Below are 22,803 nucleotides of genomic sequence, written 5' to 3'. Positions count from 1 at the left end.
TCACGCACCGGCCGCCCCTGACCCACCTGTCGGGGTTCCCACCGTCTGCGTCGGCACGCCCGCGTCCCAGAGCTCGGCGAACCGCTGGGTCCTCAGTCCGACGTGGTTCTCGTGCGACCTGACCCGTGTCGAGGTGTTGACGTGCCGCTGATCCTGTTCGATCTCGTAGCAGGTCGCCCTGTCGAAGACGACGAACTCGTCCACCAGGCCCCGTCTGAGTGCCTGGGGCAGCCGGTTCCGGACGACCACACGTGTCTGGATGCCCAACTCCTCCTGTTCCCGGCTTATGTGGCGCAGCTCGTCGTCGACGTCCGTCGAGTCGGCCACCAGGAACAGCCGTCGTACCGTCACCCCCCTCGCTATCGCTTCGCGCTGCGCCTGCAGATAGCGGCCGGCGGGCTCGCTGCTCCAGAAGTCCCGGTCCACCAGCGAGAGCGTGCTGGTGGAGTCGATGGAATCCGTGGCGCAGTTGGTGAGGGCCAGCAGCCAGTCGTGGTTCTCGCCGGCGCAATCGACACCCCCGCTCCTGAGTGCCTCCATGTCAACGGCGAGGCGTCGCATCAGCTCCTCGGCGAAGCGCCTCATGATGTCCGGCCCCCTGGAAACGACCTCCACCGCGCTGGTGGCCAGCGCGGCCACTCCGTCGGGAGGCAGCCTCTCCATCTCGCTGTAGAACCTGGTCGCCTCGCTGATCCGGGCGAAGCTCCGCACGACCGTTTCCTGTGTCTGCGCCTGGTGCTGAGGCAGCACGGCCTTGAAGTCCCTCACCTGATTGATGAGGTCGCCGAGGAGTTGAAGGATCAGCAGGCAGCCACCGACGAAGATGCCGACGCCGACCTGCCACTTGGCCTCCGGGTCGGCGACCTTGGTGACGACGGACGCCAGGCCGCCCGCCGCGAGTGAGACGAGCACTTTCCACCACATCCGCCATGCGCCGGATGCCCCTCTCCACGGTGCGCCGTTCGGTTCCGGACTCGGCCCCGTCGCCATCGTGTGTCCCCCCCACCCGTACCCGTGCCGGTTTCTGCCTCAGGGCGCTGCGGTCTCCTGCAGTGTGCCCAGCGAGTTCCCGGATCACTCGGCACAGTGGTCTGCACAGTGATCCTGTGCCCTCTCGTCCTCGTGGTCGGGATCGCTCGGGCCCAGTCGGACACGGCACTCCCCGGGCTCTCCGGAGCCAGGACGGCCTGGACACCGTTGACCTCCAGGCCGCGGAGGTAGCCGGAGAGGAAGGCCTGGTTCATGCCGCACACCAGCTCCGGCGCCTTCGCGGCCAGCGGGTGGAAGGGGCAGTTGCGCAGCCGGAGCCGGGTCGGGATGTCCCGGACGGGTTCGTAACCGTACTGGTCCAGCAGCCGTTCGCGGGCGGTCAGCCCGCGTTCGGGGCCCAGGCGGCCGGGACGGGTCTCGTCCCGCGCGGTCTCGCCCAGTTGCCTGCCGCGTGTTCGGCGGTCCTCATGGCCGCCCGTGCCGCGTTCTCGTCGGCGCCCTCGGTGAGGACGGCGTCCAGGAGCAGATCGGCCAGGAGTTCATGGCGCCGGTCGGGGATGCACGCCCGGCCGCGGCCGGAACGGCACCCGCCAGGCCGGGTGAGCCCCCCTCGGCCGCGTGCGCCCCTCGTTGCGGTGTCTCTGGAACCAGAGGACCACGCCCGCTGGCAGGCGCCAGAAGCTGAGGTTCTTCATCATGGGCGCGCACCGTAGGCAGGAGCCTGCTTACCGTCGCATCACCTCACGTCGCGGCGCAGCCGGAGGCAGCACAGCTCGGCGTACTCGGCCTTGGCCTCCACGCCCATGGAGTCGAAGCCCTCCAGGCGTGCGGCCTCCAGGGTGGTGCCGGTGCCGGCGAACGGGTCCAGGACGAGCCCGTCGGGTGGGGTAAGCAGTCGGACCAGCCACCGCATCAGGGCGACCGGCTTCACCGTGGGGTGCACGGTGCCGTCTGGCAGTCGCGGCCGCTCGCTGGTGGGGGCCTTGGCCTGGTAGCGGAACACCGGGTAGAAGCGGGAGGCGCCGCCGGAGTTCGCGCCACGGATCGGCTTGCATGCGGTCTGGCCCTTGAAGTTGCCGTAGACGTCGCGGAACTTGTCGGCGCCGCGGCGCCGCGGGTTCGCGCCGGAGGTGAGCAGGCCCGACTGACGATCCAGCTCTGCGGCCGGGCAGCCCTCCACGCAGCCGTCGACGATCCAGCCGTCCGCGTCGACGGCCCAGGCGTGCGACAGCAGGACGTTCGCCGGCCACCGTCCCTCGGGGTCGCCGGGCGGGGTCCGGCACGCCGCGGTGTTCATCGCTCCGGTGCCGTGCGCCAGGACGTTGGAGGCGACCGTGCCCTCGATCGGCTTGCGGGCCAGGACGATCGGCTCATGGCTGGGCTTGAGGGCGGTGTTCCAGCCGTCCCAGTGCGCGGCTACGGCGGTCGCCGGGGCGGTCACGTTGAACGTGTCGGACTGGAGTTGCGGGAACACCCCGGCCCCGGCGCGCGCCCGGTGACCCTTGCCGATGACCTCGCGGTTCTGCCAGGCCTCACCCGGGGTGTTCTTCTGTCCGTTCAGCTCGTGCACCAGGTCATCGAGCGCGGCCGGGGCCTCGAAGCCCATCTCTGCCTTCAACCGCTGCCACTGCTCGACGGTCGGCACGGAGGCGGACCGGCGCTGTGTCGTCCAGTGCTGCGCCATGCCGTTGAAGCCGAACAGGCGTCGATCTGCGGGTTCGTCCAGCCGACGGAGTCACGGAGCGCGGCGAACTCAGCGGTGAAGCGGTGCCGGGCCGGGTGGTCGTCACGGCGCCGGTCGATGAGCTTGCCAACGTCCTGCCCCTTCGGGAACCCGGTGCCGTAGAGCCAGTGCAGGGAGTCGCGGATCTCGAAACCGGCGTCCTCCACGGCCACGGCCATGCGGTGGTAGGTGCGGGTCGCGTCGACATGCAGCCGCTCCGCCCAGGCAGCGTGGTCGTGGTAGACGAGGAACCCGTGCGCGCGTCCGCGTGCCCGCATGGCTTCCGCCTGGACCCGGGAGTTGCTCAAGTCAATGACACGGGAGGGCACATGGTAGTGCTCGGGGTAGATCGAGAACCGGGTCATGGCGACGTGCTCGCCCGGCCGCACCGGCGCGGTCTCCTGGCTGTACCGCCACGCCGCCGCCACGACCGGATCAGCGACGATGTCCGCCTCGTCCGGCGGTGTCGGCAGGACCAGGCGCGTGGTGAACGCGACGATCCGCCCACTGGAGATCAGCCGGAAGACGCTGAAACCCTCTGGCTGCCGAGCCAGCCAGTAACGCACCAGCGCGGCCGATTCGGGGCCCTCGGCCTGCTCGGCCATGGACAGCACCAGGCTGTGGTCCTCCACCCGGAGCGCGTCCTCGTACAGGTCGTCCTACGGCACTGACCCACACCCGTGTTCGCTGCAGCTTTTGGGCGTCCCGGAAGAGGCAGAACAGGTCGTCGGTGACCGCACGCACCCGCTCCGGCCGGACCTCGCGCAACAGACGCAAGTACTCCTCCGCCAGACGCTGCCGCATCGCCTGGAACGCGGTGGGCGCCCGCCAGCGCAGGTCGGCCATCAGCGTCTCCCGCGCCTCATGCGGATACAGGCCCAAGGACGACGACTACGAGCGCCTGGACGAACCTCCGGAAGCGGAACTGCGATCCGCGATCGCTGTGCAGAATGCACCCGTCGACGTCTGGACGCCGGACCACGGTGTTGTCCAGGGCGGCCACGGTCAAGCGGGACTTCATCCGCTCGTCGATGGAGTAGCCCACGATCCTGTTGCTGAAGGCGTCCTTGATCGCGCAGAGATAGAGCTTGCCTTCGCCGGTGGCGTGCTCCGTGATGTCGGCGGGCCACAGCCGGTTTGCCCAGGTCGCGGTGAAGTCACGGCGGACCAGGTCGTCGTGCACCGGCGGGCCGGCCTTCCTGCCCTTGCCGCGCTTCTTGCCGAACACGCTCCACCAACGGTTGTCCCGGCAGATCCGCCATGCAGTCCGGTCCGCCATCACGGCCCCGGCGCCGCGTGCTTCGTCGGCCAGGAAGCGGAAGCCGAACTCCGGGTCCTCACCATCGAGTCCAACGGGTACTTTCCAGTCACGAAGTTCACCGGCACCTTCCTGTGCAGGTGATCATCCGGGCGGGCGGTAGCCACCAAGCACTGCCCCCGCCTGGGTCGGGCGTTGGTAGCGTCGGCGGTCGTCGTGCCGTCCGGCACGACGCCCCGATCGACCGAGAGAGACCTGATGTCCCCGACGATCCGCAGGGCCGTGATCCCCGCCGCAGGACTCGGCTCCCGTCTGCTGCCCCTGACCAAGGCAATCCCGAAGGAGATGCTCCCCGTCGGCGACAAGCCGGTCATCGAGCACACCGTCAGGGAACTGGTGGACTCAGGGATCACGGACATCACCATCGTCGTCAGCGGCGGGAAGTCCCTCATCCAGGACCACTTCCGGCCCAACCCGGCACTCGTCGCCCAGCTGCGCGCGGACGGCAAGACGGCCTACGCGGACGCGGTGGAAGAGGTCGCCGAGCTGGCCCGGCGCGGCCACATCACCTACCTCGACCAGTACGGCCCCTACGGCAACGGCACGCCGGTCCTTAACGCCGCCCGCTCCTTCGGCGACGAGCCCGTCCTGGTCCTGTGGCCTGATGACGTGTTCGTCGCCGAGGTCCCGCGGGCACAGCAGCTGATCCGCGCCTACGAGCAGACCGGCTGCCCGGTGCTGGCCCTGCTGCCGATGGATCCCGCCCACTCACGCCGCTACGGCGTGCCGATCGTCAAGGAGGACCTGGGAGACGGACAACTGCGGATCACCGGCCTGCTCGAGAAGCCGGACCCCAATGACGCCCCCTCGTCCTACGCGGCTATCGGCGGCTACGTCATCACACCGGGCATCGTCGACGAACTCCGTGAACAGACCCGCCTGTGGCACGAGGCCGCCCGCAAGGGCAAGCCGGTCGGTGAGGTCTACCTGACCGACGCGATCAACGCCTACGCCGCCAACCGCGCGGTCTACGGGCAGGTCATTCAAGGCACCTGGTACGACACCGGAAACCCGGCCGACTACCTCGTGGCGCAGGTCGCCCACGCCCTGGCCCATCCCGACTACGGACCTGTCCTGCGCGACCTGGTCCACCGGCTCGACGGCCCGGGAGGGACCGCGCTGGCACCCGAAACCGCTACCTGAGCCGCTCCTGTTCTTGGGCCGCCCCCAGGGCAGGAGCGGCCCAAGAACAGGAGCCCCCTCTTGTCACCCGCCCCCCTCTTCGAACGGTCATCGATCAGCACGACACCTGGCTGGCGGTGAACCCAGTCCAGGGCTGCAACCGCGACTGCGGCTACTGCTGTGCAGGCAGATGCCGATGCGGCGGCCGGCGAACGCGGACGCGTGCGTCCGCATCGTGGCCGCCAGCATCGGCATGTGGCGGGCGGCCCACTGGGTGCCGTCGTGCGGGACCGTACAGCGGGCAGGGGTGAGCCGCGGCATGGCGAAGTTCCTTGGCTGAGAAGGAGGGAGACAGTTATACGCATAACCCCTGCCGGGCAAGAGGTACCCCGTGCCATCCATAACCGACAGCGCGGTGCTGATCCCGGTGACGTGCACGCCAGCCGCGGAGGGGGCCGGGGGTGGCATGGGACACCGAAGGTGCCAGGCGCAAGATCCTGGACGCCGCTGCGGCCGAGTTCGCAGCAGCTGGCCCCTTATGACAACAGCATTGACCTGTTTCGGCCCGCCCGGTTTCATGGCTCGCACTTCCCCACCCCACACCCCTAAGGCGGTGATCCCTTGGCATCGACGGAGAAGGCCACGGGCAGCGGTCCGAGAACCGGCGCGAGCGACCCCCAGCACTCCATGCACCGGTCCCTCGGCCTGCTCGACGGCGTGGCGATCGCCGCCTCCAGTACCGCCGCGACCAGCAGCATCGGCATCGGCCTGGGCCTGATGGCCGGTGTCGTCGGGCTGCACCTGCCCGCGATCATGCTGCTGGCGTTCCTCCCCGTGCTCGCCATTGCCGGCGGCTACGGCCAGCTGAACACCGCCGAGCCGGACGCCGGCAGCAGCTACCGCTGGGTGGGCCGCACGCTCAACCCCTGGCTCGGTTTCCTCACCGGCTGGGTCAACACCGTCGGCACGGTGGTGTTCATGGCGTACACCACGACCGTCACGGGCTCGTCGATCGTCCAACTCCTCGACCTGGTGCACCTGCACAGCGTCGCCGGCCTGCGACTGGATGCCGACTCGACCGTCCAGTGCACGCTGATCGGCCTGACCGTCCTGGTCGGCGCCGCGCTGGTCGCGGTACGCGGGCTCGACCTGGCCGCACGGCTGCAGAAGGCGCTGCTGGTCTTCGAGTACGCGGTGCTGCTGGCCTTCTGCGGGTACGGGCTGTTCGCCGGCGACCAGCCGTTCTCGCTCCAGTGGTACGATCCCTTCGCGATCCCGTCCCTGGAGGCGCTGGCTCAGGGCATGGTGCTCGCGGTGTTCTGCTACTGGGGCTTCGAGTCGGTGTTCAGCGTCGGCGAGGAGGTCCGCGACCCGCGCGACGCCTCCCGGGCCGGGACGGTCGCCCTGGTGGTGATGCTGCTGTTGTTCCTGCTCGCCGGCACCGCCTTCCAACGGGTGCTGCCGCTGGACGAGTTGGCGGACAACGGCGCGCACGGGTTGACCTACTTCGGGGCCCGGCTGGCCGCGCAGCCGCTGGCCGCGCTGCCGCTGATCGCGCTGATGTTCTCCGCGGTGGCCTCGCTCCAGTCCTCGGTGATCCCGACCGCCCGCGGCCTGTACGCGATGGGTCACGACGGCGTGCTCGGCCCCGTCTGGACCCGGCTGCATCCCCGCCACCGGACGCCCTCCGCGGCCACCCTGCTGATCACCGGCGTCGCGGTCGCCCTGGCCCTGTGCGCGGTCGCCATTCCGACCGTCAACGACCTCATCTCCGCCGCTGTCAACGCGATCGGCATCATCGTCGCGCTGTACTACGCGCTCACCGCCGTAGCGGCCGCCGTCCGCTTCCGTCACCTGCTGCGCACCAGCCTGCTGGAGGGCCTGCGAGCGGTGGTCGGTCCGCTGCTCGGCGCCGCGGCGCTGCTCGCCGTCGGCGCCTACCTCGCCTGGACCTTCTACGACTCCGCCGACCATTTCGGACTCGCCGCCGACAACGGCTGGTTCGAACTCTCCGTGGTGGTCCTGGTGATCGTCAGCGGTCTGCCGGCGGCGGCCTGGGCGCGCTGGCGGCGCCGCTCACCGTACTTCCTCGGCGACATCCGCTAGTCGCGGGCGCCTCGCACCATCCCGTACTACCCGAGAACGGAGCACCATCCATGACCAAGGCCGATCTGGTCTTCACCCGAGGGCCCGTGCACACCGGCGACGCAGCTCGAACCCGCGCGAGCGCCCTGGCCGTGAGCGGCGGGCGGATCACCGCCGTCGGCCACGACGAGGTCCGCGAACTGATCGGTCCGGGCACCGAGGTCGTCGACCTCGCCGGAAAGCTGCTGCTCCCCGGTTTCCAGGACGCGCACATCCACGCCGTGGGCGGCGGCACCGAGCTGGCAGCCTGTGACCTCACCGGCACCGTCGGCGCCGCCGACTGCCTGGCACGGATCCGCGCCTACGCCGAGGCCCACACCGACCAGGAGTGGATCACCGGCAGCGGCTGGTCGATGGAGAGCTTCGACGGCGGACTGCCGACCCGGCACCTGCTCGACACCGCTGTCCCCGACCGCCCGGTCTACCTCACCAACCGCGACCACCACGGCGCCTGGGCCAACACCCGGGCCCTGGAGCTCGCGGGCCTCGACCGCGACAGCCCCGACCCGGCCGACGGGCGGATCGAACGGGAGCCGGACGGTGCTCCCAGCGGCATGCTCCAGGAAGGCGCCACCGCCCTGGTCGCCCGGCTGATCCCGCCCGTCACCGCCGCCGACCGCCTCGCCGGGCTGCTGCGCGCACAGCAGCTGCTGCACTCGCTCGGCATCACCGGTTGGCAGGACGCCCTGCTTGGCGAGTTCAACGGCATGCCCGACCCTTCCGACGCGTACCTGGCCGCTGCCCGCTCCGGCGTGCTGACCGCCCGGGTGACCGGTGCTCTCTGGTGGGAGCGCGACCGGGGCGCCGAACAGATCCCCGAACTCGTCGAGCGACGCGCGGAGTTGACGCACCGCAGATTCCGGGCCGGCTCGGTGAAGATCATGCTGGACGGCATCGCGGAGAACTTCACCGCCGCCATGACCAGCCCCTACCTGGACGGCTGCGGGTGCGCCACCGCCAATTCCGGCCTCAGCTTCGTCGATCCGCTCGCCCTGCGCGGCCACGTCAGCGAACTCGACGCGCTGGGTTTCCAGGTGCACTTCCACGCGCTCGGCGACCGGGCGGTTCGCGAGGCGCTGGACGCGGTCGAGGCAGCCCGCGCCGCCAACGGGTGGCGCGACACCCGCCACCACCTCGCGCACCTCCAGGTGGTCCACCCGGACGACGTGCCGCGCTTCGCCAGGCTCGGCGCCATCGCCAACATCCAGCCGCTGTGGGCAGCCCACGAGCCGCAGATGGACGAGCTGACCATCCCGTTCCTCGGCCCGGAGCGGGCCGCCTGGCAGTACCCGTTCGGCGCGCTCCAGCGGGCGGGCGCCACGCTGGCGGCGGGCAGCGACTGGCCGGTGAGCAGCCCGGACCCGCTGGCCGGCCTGCACGTGGCCGTCAACCGGCGCCGGCCCGACGCCGACGACGACCGGGTCCTGCTGCCCGAGCAGCGGCTCGACCTCGCCTCCGCGATCGCCGCCTACACGGCCGGGTCGGCGTTCGTGAACGGCCACGACGACGCCGGCGTGCTCGCCCCTGGGCAGGTGGCCGACCTGGTCGTCCTCGACCGCGACATCCTCACCGGCCCGCCCGAGGAGATCGCCGCGGCGCGGGTGCTGCGGACGTACGTCGGCGGCGAACTGGTCCACGCCGCCGACTGATCCCACCCGCGGCCCCGAGCTGGCGATGGCGCGCACCACTCAGCGCGCCGCCGCCAGCCGGGCCTCGGCAGCGTCCAGCAGCAGGTCCAGCGCGAACTGGTAGGCGCTGCGTCCCATGTCGGCGGCGAGCAGGTGCGCGGTGGCGGCGATGTGCGGGTGGGTCCCGGCGTCAAGCCTGGCGTAGGAGGCGTGCCAGACCCGCTGGTCCGCCGACTGCGCCGCGGCCGGCAGGGCGAGCGCGGCGGCGTCCAGCACCGCGAATCCGAGGCTCTGGTCGACGAATGCGTGGTAGATCCGCACCGCCTCCAGGTCGGGGAACCCCGCGGTGCGCAGGATGCCGAGGATCGCCTCGACGGCGGCGATCTCGTGGGTGCGCCCGGTGGTGCGGTGGGCGGCGAGCAGCGCGGCCTGCGGGTGAGCCCGGTAGCCGGCGTGGATCCGCAGGCCGATCTCCCGCAGGTCGGCCCGCCAGTTGCCGGTGGCCTGCCAGCCGTCCTGGGCGCGGGCGATCAGCTCCTCGGCGATGGCGAGCAGCAGATCGTCGGTGCTGTGGAAGTAGCGATAGACCGCGCTGGGATCGGCACCCAGCGCGGTGCCGAGCCGGCGGACGGTGAGCGCCTCCGCACCCTGCTGCCCGACCAGCCGCAGCGCCGTGTCGACGATCAGTTCGCGGGAGAGCACCACTCCCTGCTTGGTCGGCCGCCGACGGCGCCGCTGGGGCTCGGGCACTACGCGTTCGTTCATCCCCGCAGCGTAGGACAACGCAATTGACGTAGTGCAGATTCCCGATAGTTGAGGAGCCTTCCCTTGAGGTCGCTTTCCATCGAACACCGCGACGGCGTGGCCTGGTCCAGCATCGACGGCTCCTCGGTGCCCGAACCAGGGCTTCGGCGATCCCACGTACGGCTCTGACCTTACGCTGAACAGGTCAGCCGCTCTCATGAAGCCGGCTGCGGTTCGTCGTGCGGACGGCGCCGCTGTCGGCGACGGCCCAGCGGGAGGTCGGCGGCCTGCTGCATCCGGGCGGCGCGGACCATCCCTGGCAGCGATTGCTCCTCATCGTCCTGGCTCGCTCTGGCAGGACTCGGTCCACAGGTCCGGTGCCCCCAGTCCTCGATCACCTGGGATCATCGTGCCGCAGTCAGCGCACCGGATCCGGCCGCTGCGGCACCAGTTTCGCTCCTCGTTCTCAGCCAAGGCCTCCTCGTGCAGCCGGTCCCGCAGCTGCTCCACGGTCACGGTGTCCTCACCTCCTCGTCGGTGCTGTCGTCCTGCATGACGGCGAGCAGGGCCCTCAGCTTGTCCGTGGGCATGTCCGCCCGCTTGCCGTGCCGGACCTCGATCCCGGCGGCGAGAAGGCGCGCGAACAGCGACGCCCGCTGTGTCCTCTCCTCGTACTGCTCCGGTGTCAGCAGCCGTGCCGGACGGGCATGCTGGCCTTCCTCGATTCCCGTTGTGCGGTGGTAGCGCTCTCGTCGCTCATGACCGTGGAGGGTCACGTACAGGTCCTTGGTGCCGACGCGGGAGACGGTCACGGGCTCATCCCCTTGAAGCGGTTCCCGGTAACGAGGATCAGGTTGTCGCCGGCGTTCACGCCGTTCAGTCCCTCGGTGCTCATGTCGGTTGTCCTCTCACTTTTCGTCGTCGCGGCCGGCGGTGCGGGCTTTGCGGCCGCGCGGGCGGCCGTGCTTGTCCAGCACCCGGTACAGGCGGGAGGGCGGCATACCGGCGGCGGCCGCGATGCTCTTGCGGTCGGCGTACGGGCCGGTCTCATCCGCCGCCACCATGGCCAGCTCCCGGAACGCCTCCAGGTGCTGGATGACGCGGGAGGTCTGCGCAATGGTGGCGATCAGGTCGGTGAACCTCTGGGCTTGCCGGGGCGGTTCGACGCCGGCCGTGTTGCGGACTGCGTCGATGAACGCGTTGGCGAGGTCAGGTGTGATGCCGCGGATGACGTCCTTGTTGCCGTCGGCGTCACCGATCTCGGCGTACAGCTCCTTCATGATGCGCCTGATGCGTGTCCATGGCGCCGACCTACTCGACGGATTCGAGACCGCAGTGGAAGCTCGCGTCAACTGGGTGTCAGAACACCGCGACAAGATCGACCTCGCCATCAAGCAGGGGATCGGTGCCTCCGCGTTGGACCTCATGATCCAGGAGACGGCTGCCACCGCCTCTCAGTTGGACACCGTACGGGAGAACCTGAAGCGTTTGATTCAAGAGCGCTACCCGATGGGCAGCCCTGATGGGCAAACCGGCTAGGACTTGTCCGCCCGATCATGTGACTATCGCCCTACTCGCTCGTTGGTTCGAGCATGGGGCGGGGTGCTCTGACAGGCGCCGAGTGGGAACGGTTGAGGCCGTTCCTGCCGGTCAGCAACAGGCGTTGTGGCCGGTGGCGGGACCATCGGCAGGTGATCGACGGGATACTGCACCGGGTGCGGACCGGCGTGCAGTGGCGCGACCTTCCCGAGCGGTTCGGACCATGGAAGACGGTCTACGAACGCCACCGGCTGTGGTCCGCCGACGGGACCTGGGAGTGCCTGCTTCGGCAAGTCCAGGCTGAAGCGGACGCGGCCGGTGAGGTCGACTGGGACATCTCGGTCGACTCCACCATCGTGCGCGCCCACCAGCACGCGGCCGGCGCTCGCACCAATCCGCCACCAGCCCTTTCCTCAAAGGGGGATGGGCCAGGGGAACACCAGGACGAGACGCCGTGGCAGAGCCTTGTCGCCCGGCTGGTGGAGGTGGTGCTGGAGGTGAGGGCCTGGGCCGCTCGCGGGGCGGGTTCACCAGCAAGATCCACCTGAGCGCGGACGGCTGCTGCCGCCCGTTGTCCCTGATCGCCACACCGGGGAAGAGGGCGGACTGCACCCAGTTCATAGCCGTACTGGAGAAGATCCGAGTCCCGCGGATCGGCCGAGGCAGGCCCCGCAAGAAACCCGACAGCCTGGCCGCCGATAGGGCATACAGCAACGGCCCATGCCGCGACTTTCTGCGCAGACGTGGCATCCGGCACACGATTCCGGAGAAGACTGACAGCCAGGCCGCCCGCCTGCGCAAGGGATCACGCGGCGGTCGGCCACCAGGCTTCGACGAGGACCGGTACAAGAAGCGCAACGCCGTCGAGAGGGCTATCAACAAGCTGAAGAACTCCCGTGCGGTCGCGACTCGTTACGACAAGCGCGGGTACGTCTACCTCGGCACCGTCACTGCGGCAGCCCTCGTCACCTGGCTTCGCACGTGATCGCCCGGACAAGTCCTAGTTGAGCATGTGGGCGGCCTGGACCTGATGGAGGTGGATGAGGACGTCGTGGGTCTGGGTGAGGCGGATCTGGGGGGCGTCGGCGATGCCGGGGTAGGTGGCGCCGATGTTCTTGATGGTGTGGGGTTCGGCGAGCCAGGCGCGGGCCGCGGTGGGGGCGGTGCGCAGGTCGACGACGTAGTCGCGGTGGCGGACCTTGTCGAGGGTGTGTTCGGCGGTGCCGGGTGCGGCGGGTGCGGCGGTGAAGCGCTGCGGGGTGCCGTCGTGGTTGAAGGCGTTGAACGTGCCCTGGTTGAAGGTGAGGCCCACGCTCAGGTAGCCGGTGCCCAGTTGCTCGCGCAGGAACTCGCCCTGGACGCGGGGGTGGCTGGCGGGGGCGTAGGTCTTGAGGGCGGTGTGGCTGTTGTGGGCGGAGACCATGATCTTGCTGCCGGTGCGCTGCTGCCACCAGGCGATGTTGTCCGCCATGACGCGGTCGCGGTAGAGCATGGCGCCGGGGATGTTCCGGGGGTCGTCCCAGTCGAAGGCGTAGAGGGTGGTCATCTGGTGAATCGCGCTGGCGTGCTGCACGGCCCAGGCATGGGCGTCGGGGTCGGCACCGGGGTGCTGCTTGAGCAGGTCCACCGCACGGCCGGTCCGCTCGGCGATCGCCTCGCGCTCGGCGAGCGGCTTCGCGAGGTAGTCGTTGACGTAGGTCTCGGCGCTGATGGTGGGCCGCAGTCCTTGGTACAGCTCGGTGATCCGCGCGGCGAGTTCGGGGCTGGACGCGGCCGCGAACGTGTTCACCTTGTCGTACAGCTGCGGGCCGGCGAAGCCGTTGTCGTCGCCGACGAAGCGGACGGGGTCACCGGGGTGCTGGATGTTGTAGGAGCGCGCCCACTGGAACAGGTCGCGGTACTCGGCGTTGTTCCACCAGCGGTAGGTGCCCTGGAACTCCTCGTCCATGATCTGCTTCAGGTCGCCCTCGCCCCGGGTGAGGTAGGCGTCGATCCGCAGTCCGCTGCTCCAGGCGGCTTCGAGGGCGAAGGTGCGGAAGCCCTTCTCCTCGACCAGGTACCGCAGCATCCGGTGCTTGAGGGTGACGAACTCGTGCGAGCTGTGGGTGGCCTCGCCCACGCCCACCACGGTGGCGTCGCCGACCATCGTGCCGAACGGGCGCAGGTCGGCGACGTTGCCGCGGGGTTCGGTGGTGCGCAGCGGGTGCGCCACCCGGTCGAGGGCGGCCTCGGGAGAGCGGAACGCGACGGCGTCGGGGGAGGCCGACGCCGCGGACGCGGCGGGCGGAGCGGCGGCGGAGGCGGCCGGAGCGACAGCCAGGGTGGCACCGAGCGGGACAAGCAGGGCGGCGAGCAGGAACTTGCGTGTGATCATGGCCCCAACCCTCGCCGCCAGGGAGCTCCTCGCACCATCCGCTGCACCCCCCGATCGGCCCGGGGGTTTGCCTCACCCGCCGACGGGCGGGGTGGTAGGACCCCGCTCCTGGTCGTGAACGGGCGTCAAGCAGGTCGCCCGGCTGGAGTCGAGCGGCTATCGGCGACTGGTGGTCGGCCCCCGTCGGCCGCCGTATCCGGCTGGCTTCTCTCTGAAGTCACCCGGAGCTCCGCAATCGCCTGTCTCTGAGAGGTACCGCGGTTCGGGGAACGGCGGCAGAGTCGGCCCTGGCGCACAGCCCGGAGGCCGGGTGTTACTGCGCTCGCGCTGCGGCGCTGGCCTCACGGCGGCCTTCCCCGGGATCGAGCAGGCGGTTCGGGACCAGTGCCAGCGGGAACGGGGCTGGACTGCGAGCCGGTGGTGGGAGAAGAGGGATGGGCGGTGTTCGAGCGGCTCCGGGACCGCGCGGCCGTACGCGGCGCAGAAGGGCCCTTGGCGCAGCGGCCCGAAAGGGCGGCCCGGCCGGTAGGCCTTCATCCGCCGGTGGTTCGTCGAGACGCCGATGCAGCGTGCCTGGTCGGTCGTCAGCTTTTCGCTGCGGTGGCCGCCTCATGGACCGGCTGGGCCGTCCTCGGCCGCCATGGTCGGACGGTGGGCGAGACCGGTGTTCGGGCCGGGCGCGTTCAAGAGGACCGGGTTCTCAGCTGTCGCCGCCGGCGCACTGGGCCCGGCTGCCGACCTGCTGCTTCTCCTTCTTTGCCCTGCACCAGCCTGCGGCAGAAGGCTCTTTGCGGGTCGTACAGCGGTCGGCAGCCGCTTCGCCACCACGTTCGCGGCGAAGCGGACGCCGACCGCGACCGTCGGCAGCCGTGGACGGTCCGGCTTCGCGTACCCGTCCTCGCCAAGCGCCGGACCTCCCACCTGCGGTTTCCCGCCGGGGAGTGGGGGGATAACCCCACCTCCGTTCCGCCGGTGGCCTGCATGGTCCGCGCGGCCCGTGCTTCCTAGGTTTGAGGACGTTGACAACGAGCGCCGCAGAAGCGAAGGAAGACCCCTCCATGGCACGCCACCGAGACCACAGGACCGACGGGCCTGGAGCGGCCCCGTACACCGCAGCCCCGTTCACCGCGCACCCGTACGGCTCGGCCCCGCGCCTCGGGGCCTCGTCCGCGGAGCCCGCGATCGAACTGCGGGGTGTGCGCCGGATTTACGGAAGCGGCGCGGCGACGGTGCACGCGCTGCGCGGGATCGACCTGGCGCTCGCCCGCGGCAGCTTCACCGCCGTCATGGGCCCCTCCGGCTCCGGCAAGTCCACCTTCCTGCAGTGCGCGGCGGGCCTGGACCGCCCGGACGAGGGACAGGTCCGGCTCGGCGGCGAGGACATCACCACACTGAGCGAGGACCGGCTCACCAAGCTGCGCCGCTCCCGCATCGGCTTCGTCTTCCAGTCCTTCAACCTGCTGCCCGCGCTGAGCGTCGAGCAGAACGTGCTGCTCCCGCAGCGCCTCGCCGGGAAGCGCCAGGACCGGGCCAGGGCGCGGGAACTGCTCACGCGGGTGGGCCTGGGCGAGCACGCGTCGCGCCGTCCGGGACAGCTGTCCGGCGGCCAGCAGCAGCGGGTGGCGATCGCCCGCGCGCTGATCACTCACCCGGACGTGGTGTTCGCCGACGAGCCGACCGGCGCGCTGGACACCACCACCGCGCACGAGGTATTGGGCCTGCTGCGGCAGGCCGTGGACTCGCTCGGCGCGACCGTGGTCATGGTGACCCACGACCCGGTGGCCGCCTCCTTCGCCGACCGGGTGCTGTTCCTGGCCGGCGGCGCGATCGCGGACGACCTGCCGTACCCGACCCCGCAGACCGTCGCGGACCGGATGATCGCGCTGACCGCCCACCCGGTGGGAGCGGCGGCATGACGAACGGACTCGCCCGCGCCTCGGTGCGCTTCCGGCCCGGGTCCTTCGTGGGAACCCTGGTCGCCCTGCTGCTGGGCGCCGCCGTGGTGGTGGCCTGCGGCACGCTGCTGCAGACCGGCCTGACCGCGAGCCTGAAGCCCGAACGGTACGCCGCCGCCCCCGTGGTGGTCACAGCCGACCAGGCGGTCAAGATTGAGCGCAAGACCGGTGGGGAGACCGAAACCCAGGAGCAGGCCACCCCGGAACGGGCCCGCATGGACGCCGCGCTGGTCGGCCGGCTGACCGCCCTGCCCGCGGTCGCGGCGGCCCGCCCCGACACGGCCTTCCCGCTGCCTGCCGGGGAGAGGACACCGGCCATGACCGGCCGGGGCTTCGCCGCACTCGGGATCGCCGGACCCGGCGACAAGCTGGTCGAGGGCCGCGCACCCGGCGCGAACGAGATAGTGCTGGACACCGACACGGCGCGTGCCGCCCATCTCGCACCCGGCGCGAGCCTCGCGCTCACCGCGCCCGGCGGCACCGCGCACTACCGGATCTCCGGTCTGGCCGCCGCCCAGCAGAGCGGCCCCACCGCCTGGTTCGCCGACACCACCGCCGACCGCCTCTCCGGCCACCCCGGCCGCATCGACGCCATCGCGGTGCAACCCCGCGAAGGCGTTCCCACCACCGAACTGGCGGCCCAGGTCCGCCGGGCCCTCGGCGGCGACGCCAGGACCTTCACCGGGGATGACCGGGGCACCGTCGAACACCCCGCCCTCAGCAGTGCCCGCAGCATGCTGACGGCCCTCGGCGGCACCTTCGGCGGCTACGCCACCATGACCGCCGTGTTCGTGGTGATGAGCACCATCGCCCTCGCCACGGGCCAGCGCGCCCGCGAATTCGCGCTGCTGCGCGCCATCGGCGCCACCCCACGCCAGATCCGCCGCACCATCGCCACCGAGGCGATGCTGGTAGCGCCCCTCGCCGCCGCGCTCGGCATCCTGCCCGGACTGGCCCTCGCCCGCTGGTGGTTCGGCCAGCTGGTCGACCGCGGCGCCGTACCCGCAGACGTCCGTCTCGACATCGGCCCGCTGCCGATGCTCGCCGCCGTGCTCCTGTGCACCCTCGCCGCGCTGACCGCAGGCTTCCTGGCCGCCCGCCGCCCCTCCCGGATGCGGGCCGCCCAGGCACTCGGCGACGCCGCCGTCGAAGCACCCCGCCCCGGCAAGGTGCGCACCGTCCTCGGCGTGCTCTTCGCCGCCGGCGGCTGCACGGCCGCCGTCGTTGCCAACGCCCTGGACGGCGAGAAAGCCGCCCAGACCGCACTCGGCGTGGTTATGTGCTTCATGGTGACCGTCGCCCTGCTCGGTCCCCGGCTCGCCGCAGCAGCCGCCGCGCTGCTCGGCGCCCCGCTGCGGGCCGGCGGCGCGCCCGGCTCGCTCGCCGCCGACAACGCCCGCGCCAACGCCCGCAGACTGGCCTCCGCGATCACCCCCATCGTTTTGGTCACCGCCTTCTGCGGCACCCTGCTGATCCTCCAGAGCACCGTGCGCCACACCACCGGCGAGAACGTCAAGGCCGGCGTCACCGCCGACCACGTGATCGCCACCACCGGCCCCGGCCTGCCCGCCACAACCGCGGAGACGGCCGCCCGGGTGCCCGGTGTGGACACCGCCATCGGCCTGCTGCGCACCGGCGTGGTCTACGAGAGCGGCGACATGCTGAGCTCCGCCCCCGCCCTCGGCGTGGGCGGCGACCCGGCCCGGCTGCCGAAGGTGCTCGACCTCGACGTGCGCACAGGTGCCCTCGCCGACCTCGGCCGCGCCCCTGACACGATCGCGCTGAGCACAACCCTGTCCGGCGCACTCGGCGCGAAGGTCGGCGACCGGGTGCCGCTGTGGCTCGGCGACGGCACCGCGGTCCGGCCCGCGGTGGTCGCGGTGTACGAGCGAGGGCTCGGCGTCGGCCAGGCGCTGCTGCCCCGGGCCGCGGTCGCATCGCACGTCACCGCCGCCTACGACAGCCAGGTGCTGGTCGCCGCCGCGCCGGGCACCGACCGCGCGGCCCTGGCCGCCGGCCTGGGCGCGCTGCCCGGGACGGCCGTGACCGACCGGGCCGGGTTCGTCGCCCAGGCGGACAAGGACCTGGAACTCAGCGGCTGGGCCAACACCGTGATGGCGGCCGTGCTCGGCGGGTTCGCCGCCGTCAGCGCCGCCAACACCCTGGTCATGACGGTGATCGACCGGCGCCGCGAGGTTGCGCTGCTGCGGCTGGCCGGCACCACCCGGCGCCAGGTGCGCCACATGATGCGCTGGGAGGCGCTGCTGGTGGCCGTGACCGGGCTCGCGGTCGGCGCGTCGATCGCCGGGCTCACGCTGGTACCCGTCGCCCGGGGCGTGACCGGCTCCGCCCCCCACGTGCCGCCGATGCTCGTCCTGCCACTGGCCGTCGGTACCGTGCTGCTCTGCCTCGGCTCGACGGGCCTGCCGGTGCGCGCACTGCTGCGGACCCGGCCGGCAACGCTGGGAACGGCACGCCAGTAGCAGAGTGCGGAAGTCGTCGGAGGGGCCTACCCGGGGGACACCCCGGGTAGGCCCCTCCGGCGTCCGCGTTCACCTGCCGGACCCGCCGCATGATCACCTCCTGCCGGCCATCCGAGAGGCGCACCCCGGCGTTCCGCCACCGCCATCTCAGCGGGCGCCTCCGGCTCCCCGCCCCATGCCCGGACCAACGAGCACGGCGGGTGACAGTCACATGATCGACCGGACAAGTCCTAAATGTTGATGAGAACTGGTTCTGGCTCGCTTTCCGTGATGCGCGCACGCTGAGTGACGGCTGTCGCTCCGATCAGGCTCCGGGAAGTTGCCTGAAAATGAGCAGGGCCTGCTGTTACCGTCCGTCGCGGACGTGTCGGTGCTGTCGCTGGACGTGAGCCATGAGGCGATACGCATCGACGTCTGCAGTACGGCGGACGGGGCGGCATGCCCGGACTGTGGGAGCCAGTCGACCCGGGTGCACAGCTCTTACCTGCGGTTTCCAGCGGACGTGCCGAGTGGGGGACGTCTGGTGGTCCTGCAACTGCGAGTCAGGCGGTTCTTCTGTCCGGAGCCTTCGTGTGCTCGGCAGACGTTCGCTGAGCAGATGCCGGGACTGACCCGGCGGCACAGCAGGTGGACGGAGCGGTTGCGGTCGGCTCTCGCCGCGGTGGGTCTCGCCCTCGCCGGCCGGGCCGGCGCCCGAATGGCCCGGGCGTTCGGGGTGTCCATGAGTCGCAGTGCGGTGTTGCGGCTGCTCGATGCATTGCCCGAACCTGCAGTCCCGGCCCCGCGGGTAATCGGTGTGGATGAGTACGCCACACGCAAAGGACGGGTCTACGGCACGGTGCTCGTCGACGTCGAGACCCGCCGGCCGGTGGATTTGCTGCCTGACCGGGAGGCGGCCAGCCTGGCCGCATGGCTGGCGAAGCGCCCCGGCGTCGAGATCGTTTGCCGGGACCGCGCGCCGTTCTTCGCGGAAGGCGCCGCAGCCGGGGCACCCCAGGCGAGGCATGTCGCCGACCGCTGGCATTTGTGGCACAACCTCGGCCAGGCCGCTGAGCGGGCTGTCGCCCGCCACCGCCAGTGCCTTCGCGTCCTGGTCCCCGATCGCGAGGCGAAGGCCGACGAGCCGGCGCCGCCCGAGGAGAAGGCGGACTCTCCATGGCGGAGCGAGCGGTTCGCCAACCGCGTCCGAGCCAGGCAAAGCCTCGCCGACGCTGCGTAGCCGGAGGATCTCTTTCGCGGCCAGTGGCAGCGCAACAGACCTCCGTCCTCGATGAGTACAAGTCTTACCTGGACGAACGCTGGGACGAGGGCTGCACCAACGCCTGGAAGCTCTGGGAGGAGATCGTTCCCTTGGGCTATCGAGGCAGCTACGGCCGGGTCAGCGCCTACCTGCGAGAGAAGCGCACCTCGCCACGGCCCGTCACTGCGCAACCGCCGGCACCCCGCGTGGTGACGAGATGGATCCTCAGCCGACCCGAGACACTGACAGAGATCGAACAGCTCCGGCTCAAGGCCGTCCTGGCCAACTGCCCTGAACTCGACGCCCTGACCGGTCACGTCCGGTCCTTCGCCCAAATGCTCACCGAGCGGCAGGGGGAACGACTCCCGCAGTGGCTCGACGCCGTCCGCCAGGACGACCTTCCCAGCCTCCACACTCTCGCGGCCGGCATCGATCGAGACCGCGACGCCGTCATCGCCGGCCTGACCCTGCCCTGGAACTCCGGCGTCGAAGGACACGTCAACCGGATCAAGATGCTCAAGCGCCAGATGTTCGGCCGAGCCGGTTTCAGCCTGCTACGGAAGCGCGTATTGCTGGCCACCTGATCAACCACCCGGCTCTCGGTGATAGGACTTCCCTCTACCGAAAGAGATGAGAAGGCGACAGCGTGGACGCAGTAGTAGCGATCAGCCTGATCCGCATGGCCGCTGCAGACCTGGCCATGGAACCCTGGCAGCGTCCCTCGGACGCTTACCTGGTCCAGTTGGGCCTGGACGCCCTGATGGCCGACATCGAGGCTCCCTCGCTTCCCCTGCTGGCTGGCCTCGCGCGTGGTGAGTATCCCCAGGCCCGCGAGCTGTTCGACCTTGTGCTGGAAGAGTTGGGCCTGCTGCCGCTGGTCTCGGAAGATCTTGCCAAGGCACGATGGACCGCGGCCCAGTGGTGGGCCGGCCAGATCGTGGCGTGCCAACTCGATCCCGTGCACGGAGCGAAGCTGATCTATGAGGAAGCTGCAGCCGAACTCGACTACCCCGACGCGCTGCAACCCATCGTTGATCTGGCGAGAGCACTCGACCTGCCGAACGATCAACCTCCGGACCAGCAGCACATTCGCGACCGGGTCACCTCCGCGGCGCGAGACTTTCTCGCCACAGAAGCGCACCAGAACCACAGCCTTTGAGCTACGTCGCATGACCCACCGTGACCGGTTCACGGAAAGCGAGCCAGAAGCGTTCTCAGGCTCTGGCACAACTTCTGTGACGCGGCCACTCTGAGCGACAGCCGGACACCCTTCGAGCTGTACGCGAAGTCGGGCGCAAGAGAGTGCTCCTGGCGTGACGAATGTGACCATGCGAAAGCCGGATCCAGCGGGGCCTACTCAGGACGCCGTTCGCGCGTCACGCGTGCGGCCACCCCGTGAGCTGCCTCTTACTCCCACTGGTTCGGCCACGTGGGCCTCGGGTGGTCCAGCGGCACCTGTTGTCGGGACCGTCCGACTCTGTCACAAGCAGGTCGTGCCATGCCAACCCAAAACCACATCGCTGGGTGCCGCAGCCGGCCACCTCCACCCAGGAGGCCACCACCTGGTCGGCCGCGCTCACCGGGCGCCGGCCTCGCCTGCTTCCGCCAGTTTGGTGGGCGCGAGGCTGTGCTCCAGCCAGGCGGCGAGCGCATCGGTGGCCTCCGGGTCGGCCTGGGCGAGGCGGCCGGCGAACTCCAGCTCGCCGTCGGCGGCCGGTGCGCCGGTGCGGGCGAGCGCGGTGAGCAGGGCGGCGTGGGCTCGTACCGCCGCGGGCAGCGAGCCGAGGGCGTCCGCGCGCGCGGCCGGGTCGGCGTAGTGGCCCGAGCAGTCGGCGAGGGCCTGCGCCAGCCAGCCGTCGACCACCGGGTGGTAGTTGCCGCGGTGGAGCAGGAAGTCGCGGGCGGTCTCGTCTCCCGGCCGGGTCTCCACGCTCTGGTCGAGTCGGCCGGCTCGGGCGAGCGCGGCGAGTTCGTCGGCGCGGGCGGCGAGCTGCTGCTGCTCCTGGAGGCGGTGCTGCTCGGCTTGGGCGGCGCGCCGGTCGGTGGCGAGCTCGTCCTGGACGACGCGTCGGTTGCCGGGTCGTAGACGCCGCCGGTTGCGGCGAGCAGCTGCGTGATGCGCTCCCACTCAGCGACTTCGGCCGGACCGCGTTCGTCGTCGGCCAGGTCCTCGCGGTCACGGTCCATGTGCTGTTGCAGCCGGGCGTTCTCGCGCGCGGCCGCGGCCTCGGTGACGGTCATCCCGCCGCGCGGCGGCGCACCGCGCGGCGGCCGACCTTGGCCTGGTCGGACGGGCTGGCGGGGCGCGGCCGCGCCGGGGGCCGGAACGCGGGGACGGCGGCGGGAGCGGGGAGCGGGGGTGCTCACACGGGCCTCTCAATCGTCATGTGAAAGAGGACGGGATATCGGGTCGCTGCGCATCGGTCGCGGCGGTCACAGACATGAGCCGAAGCTCGGTAGTTGTCACCATAGGCTCCAGCTGGCCTGCGGCTTCGAGCGTGCAAAGCACAGTGGTTGTCACCGAGTCGGCGCGTTACCTGTCACCAACAGCACGCGAAGCAGGGTGGATGTCACCGGCTCCGGCTCCGGCGCTAGACCGGTCACCGGAGCTGTACACCGGCCTCGACAACTAGAGATCTTCAAGGGCGGGGGCGTTGGGGGCCAGCGGTGGGCCCTTCGCGGGCGCGGGGTTCGCGGAGAATAGGCACATGCATGAGCAGTCAGAAGTCTTCAGTGGTCGCCCCATGGACCACCCCGCACGGTGCTCTCCCGCGCACTGCACCGCGCCAGCCCGCTACGCCGTCGATGAGTGGGCGTACGAGGAGTTCGTGGGATCGGATGCGTATCGCGGCAGTGGATACGAGCATGTTTCCGAGCCGTGGGAGATCCCTCCCTATGCCGGCTTCCATCCGCTCCTCGAGCAGCTCGTTCACGAGACCACACTGACTGCGCAGCTCACCCAGTTCGCAGCGACGCCCTGGCTCAACGATGCCTACGTCAGCGTGTATGCGGGCGAAGAGCGGCTCTTGTCCATCAGCGAAGTCTGGGTACAGAGAATTCTGGGAGGGGTCACGTCACGGCTGCAGGGCCTTGAAGGGAACAGCGCCATCAACAACAAGAGCGTCTAGCTCGGCGTGCTCCGGTCCGCCTGCCCTGGTGACAACACGCCTGCCTTGGTGACAGCTATCGTGCATCGGCTCAAGACAGGTCTATCGCAGTCGTGGAATCTCGTGCGGCTCTTACCTGTAAGGATCAGCTCCGGGGCTCAGGTGCCGGCCACGAGCGAACCAACGGCCAAGTAGGCATGCCTCAGGCCGTCAGCGGTTCCAGGCCGTCAGTCAGGTGGCGTCGGCGGAGGCGGGTGAAGGCGGTGGGGCTGGGGCGGTGCGGGAGGAACTCCTTGATCCGCTGCGCGCATTCACGTGGGCTTGCCGCGCTGGTGTCGCACTCCAGGTCGTAGTCACCGTGGCCGTGGACCAGGTCGTACTGGTGCGCCGCGAGGCCCGGCGGGCGGTCGCCCCTGGCCAGCTCGCGGCGGGCAA

19 protein-coding genes and 2 pseudogenes are annotated in these 22,803 nt (G+C 70.7%); 11 read left to right on the top strand and 10 right to left on the bottom strand.

The genetic code is table 11. From position 1 onward, the window contains the following. From AQJ11_RS32945 to AQJ11_RS48555, 4 genes and pseudogenes are all read right to left on the bottom strand, one after another. The gene (locus tag AQJ11_RS32945) at window positions 1–912 is read right to left on the bottom strand and encodes a DUF6879 family protein (RefSeq protein ID WP_159061715.1); all 912 of its coding nucleotides are present in this window, start codon (window positions 910–912) and stop codon (window positions 1–3) included. 814 nt (window positions 913–1,726) lie between these two features. After that, complete coding sequence (locus AQJ11_RS32940; protein ID WP_079082502.1) at window positions 1,727–2,674, bottom strand: DNA methyltransferase; 948 nt, start codon at window positions 2,672–2,674, stop codon at window positions 1,727–1,729. Beyond that, a complete protein-coding gene (locus AQJ11_RS32935) occupies window positions 2,605–3,345 on the bottom strand; it encodes a hypothetical protein (protein WP_059265613.1) in 741 nt (246 codons plus the stop codon). The genes AQJ11_RS32940 and AQJ11_RS32935 overlap by 70 nt, the downstream gene beginning before the upstream one ends. A gap of 263 nt (window positions 3,346–3,608) precedes the next feature. Next, window positions 3,609–4,085: pseudogene (locus AQJ11_RS48555) on the bottom strand (transposase); the annotation flags it as partial. A 144-nt stretch (window positions 4,086–4,229) separates the two neighbouring features. Here AQJ11_RS48555 and AQJ11_RS32925 point away from each other — a divergent pair. From AQJ11_RS32925 to AQJ11_RS32915, 3 genes are all read left to right on the top strand, one after another. Beyond that, entirely contained in the window at window positions 4,230–5,174 is a 945-nt protein-coding gene (locus tag AQJ11_RS32925) for a UTP--glucose-1-phosphate uridylyltransferase (protein ID WP_059265612.1), read from the top strand. Window positions 5,175–5,840: 666 nt separating this feature from the next. After that, window positions 5,841–7,259: an APC family permease gene (locus tag AQJ11_RS32920; RefSeq protein ID WP_079082500.1), complete on the top strand. Its 1,419-nt coding sequence runs from the start codon at window positions 5,841–5,843 to the stop codon at window positions 7,257–7,259. Window positions 7,260–7,309: 50 nt separating this feature from the next. Then, a complete protein-coding gene (locus AQJ11_RS32915) occupies window positions 7,310–8,947 on the top strand; it encodes an amidohydrolase (protein WP_059265610.1) in 1,638 nt (545 codons plus the stop codon). Window positions 8,948–8,986: 39 nt separating this feature from the next. On the opposite strand, the gene AQJ11_RS32910 is transcribed toward AQJ11_RS32915, so the two are convergent. From AQJ11_RS32910 to AQJ11_RS32900, 3 genes and pseudogenes are all read right to left on the bottom strand, one after another. After that, the gene (locus tag AQJ11_RS32910; RefSeq protein WP_059265609.1) at window positions 8,987–9,691 is read right to left on the bottom strand and encodes a TetR/AcrR family transcriptional regulator; all 705 of its coding nucleotides are present in this window, start codon (window positions 9,689–9,691) and stop codon (window positions 8,987–8,989) included. Between the two features lie 491 nt (window positions 9,692–10,182). Further along, window positions 10,183–10,503 (bottom strand): annotated as a pseudogene (locus AQJ11_RS32905) (beta barrel domain-containing protein); the annotation flags it as partial. Between the two features lie 75 nt (window positions 10,504–10,578). After that, window positions 10,579–10,950, bottom strand: coding sequence for a hypothetical protein (locus AQJ11_RS32900; RefSeq protein WP_059265607.1), 372 nt, complete (start codon window positions 10,948–10,950; stop codon window positions 10,579–10,581). On the opposite strand from AQJ11_RS32900, the gene AQJ11_RS32895 reads away from it, so the two are divergent. Together AQJ11_RS32895 and AQJ11_RS46725 are read left to right on the top strand one after the other, a co-directional pair. Continuing rightward, a complete protein-coding gene (locus tag AQJ11_RS32895) occupies window positions 10,949–11,209 on the top strand; it encodes a hypothetical protein (RefSeq protein ID WP_059265606.1) in 261 nt (86 codons plus the stop codon). The genes AQJ11_RS32900 and AQJ11_RS32895 overlap by 2 nt on opposite strands. Before the next feature lie 53 nt (window positions 11,210–11,262). Continuing rightward, a protein-coding gene (locus AQJ11_RS46725; RefSeq protein WP_398781196.1) for an IS5 family transposase occupies window positions 11,263–12,194 on the top strand; the annotation gives its coding sequence in 2 pieces (ribosomal slippage) (window positions 11,263–11,599 and window positions 11,599–12,194; 933 coding nt in all). A gap of 15 nt (window positions 12,195–12,209) precedes the next feature. Here the strand turns inward: AQJ11_RS46725 and AQJ11_RS32885 are convergent. After that, window positions 12,210–13,583, bottom strand: coding sequence for an erythromycin esterase family protein (locus AQJ11_RS32885; RefSeq protein WP_059265604.1), 1,374 nt, complete (start codon window positions 13,581–13,583; stop codon window positions 12,210–12,212). Between the two features lie 1,058 nt (window positions 13,584–14,641). Here AQJ11_RS32885 and AQJ11_RS32880 point away from each other — a divergent pair. The 5 genes from AQJ11_RS32880 (at window position 14,642) to AQJ11_RS32865 (ending at window position 20,420) form a co-directional block, all read left to right on the top strand. Beyond that, complete coding sequence (locus AQJ11_RS32880) at window positions 14,642–15,499, top strand: ABC transporter ATP-binding protein (protein WP_079082499.1); 858 nt, start codon at window positions 14,642–14,644, stop codon at window positions 15,497–15,499. Further along, window positions 15,496–18,021 carry an ABC transporter permease gene (locus AQJ11_RS32875; RefSeq protein WP_059265603.1) on the top strand — a complete coding sequence of 842 codons (2,526 nt, stop codon included), beginning with the start codon at window positions 15,496–15,498 and terminating at the stop codon, window positions 18,019–18,021. Before AQJ11_RS32880 ends, AQJ11_RS32875 begins: the two co-directional genes overlap by 4 nt. Window positions 18,022–18,385: 364 nt before the next feature. Next, the gene (locus tag AQJ11_RS50490) at window positions 18,386–19,240 is read left to right on the top strand and encodes an ISL3 family transposase (protein ID WP_341846303.1); all 855 of its coding nucleotides are present in this window, start codon (window positions 18,386–18,388) and stop codon (window positions 19,238–19,240) included. Between the two features lie 23 nt (window positions 19,241–19,263). Continuing rightward, window positions 19,264–19,845, top strand: a complete 582-nt coding sequence (locus AQJ11_RS50485) for a transposase (RefSeq protein WP_208616672.1) — start codon at window positions 19,264–19,266, stop codon at window positions 19,843–19,845. Between the two features lie 62 nt (window positions 19,846–19,907). Then, window positions 19,908–20,420 carry a hypothetical protein gene (locus tag AQJ11_RS32865; protein WP_059265602.1) on the top strand — a complete coding sequence of 171 codons (513 nt, stop codon included), beginning with the start codon at window positions 19,908–19,910 and terminating at the stop codon, window positions 20,418–20,420. 417 nt (window positions 20,421–20,837) lie between these two features. On the opposite strand, the gene AQJ11_RS50480 is transcribed toward AQJ11_RS32865, so the two are convergent. After that, entirely contained in the window at window positions 20,838–21,389 is a 552-nt protein-coding gene (locus AQJ11_RS50480) for a hypothetical protein (protein WP_244218452.1), read from the bottom strand. A gap of 580 nt (window positions 21,390–21,969) precedes the next feature. Here AQJ11_RS50480 and AQJ11_RS32850 point away from each other — a divergent pair. Continuing rightward, on the top strand, window positions 21,970–22,389 hold the full coding sequence (locus tag AQJ11_RS32850) for a hypothetical protein (RefSeq protein WP_159061714.1): 420 nt from the start codon (window positions 21,970–21,972) through the stop codon (window positions 22,387–22,389). A gap of 181 nt (window positions 22,390–22,570) precedes the next feature. Here AQJ11_RS32850 and AQJ11_RS32845 read toward each other — a convergent pair. Then, a partial coding sequence (locus AQJ11_RS32845) for a phosphotransferase-like protein (protein ID WP_244218451.1) occupies window positions 22,571–22,803 on the bottom strand: 233 nt, incomplete at its 5' end.

This window comes from Streptomyces corchorusii (assembly GCF_001514055.1).
Lineage (GTDB): Bacteria > Actinomycetota > Actinomycetes > Streptomycetales > Streptomycetaceae > Streptomyces > Streptomyces olivaceoviridis.
This window is presented reverse-complemented; position numbering and strand designations above follow the sequence as displayed.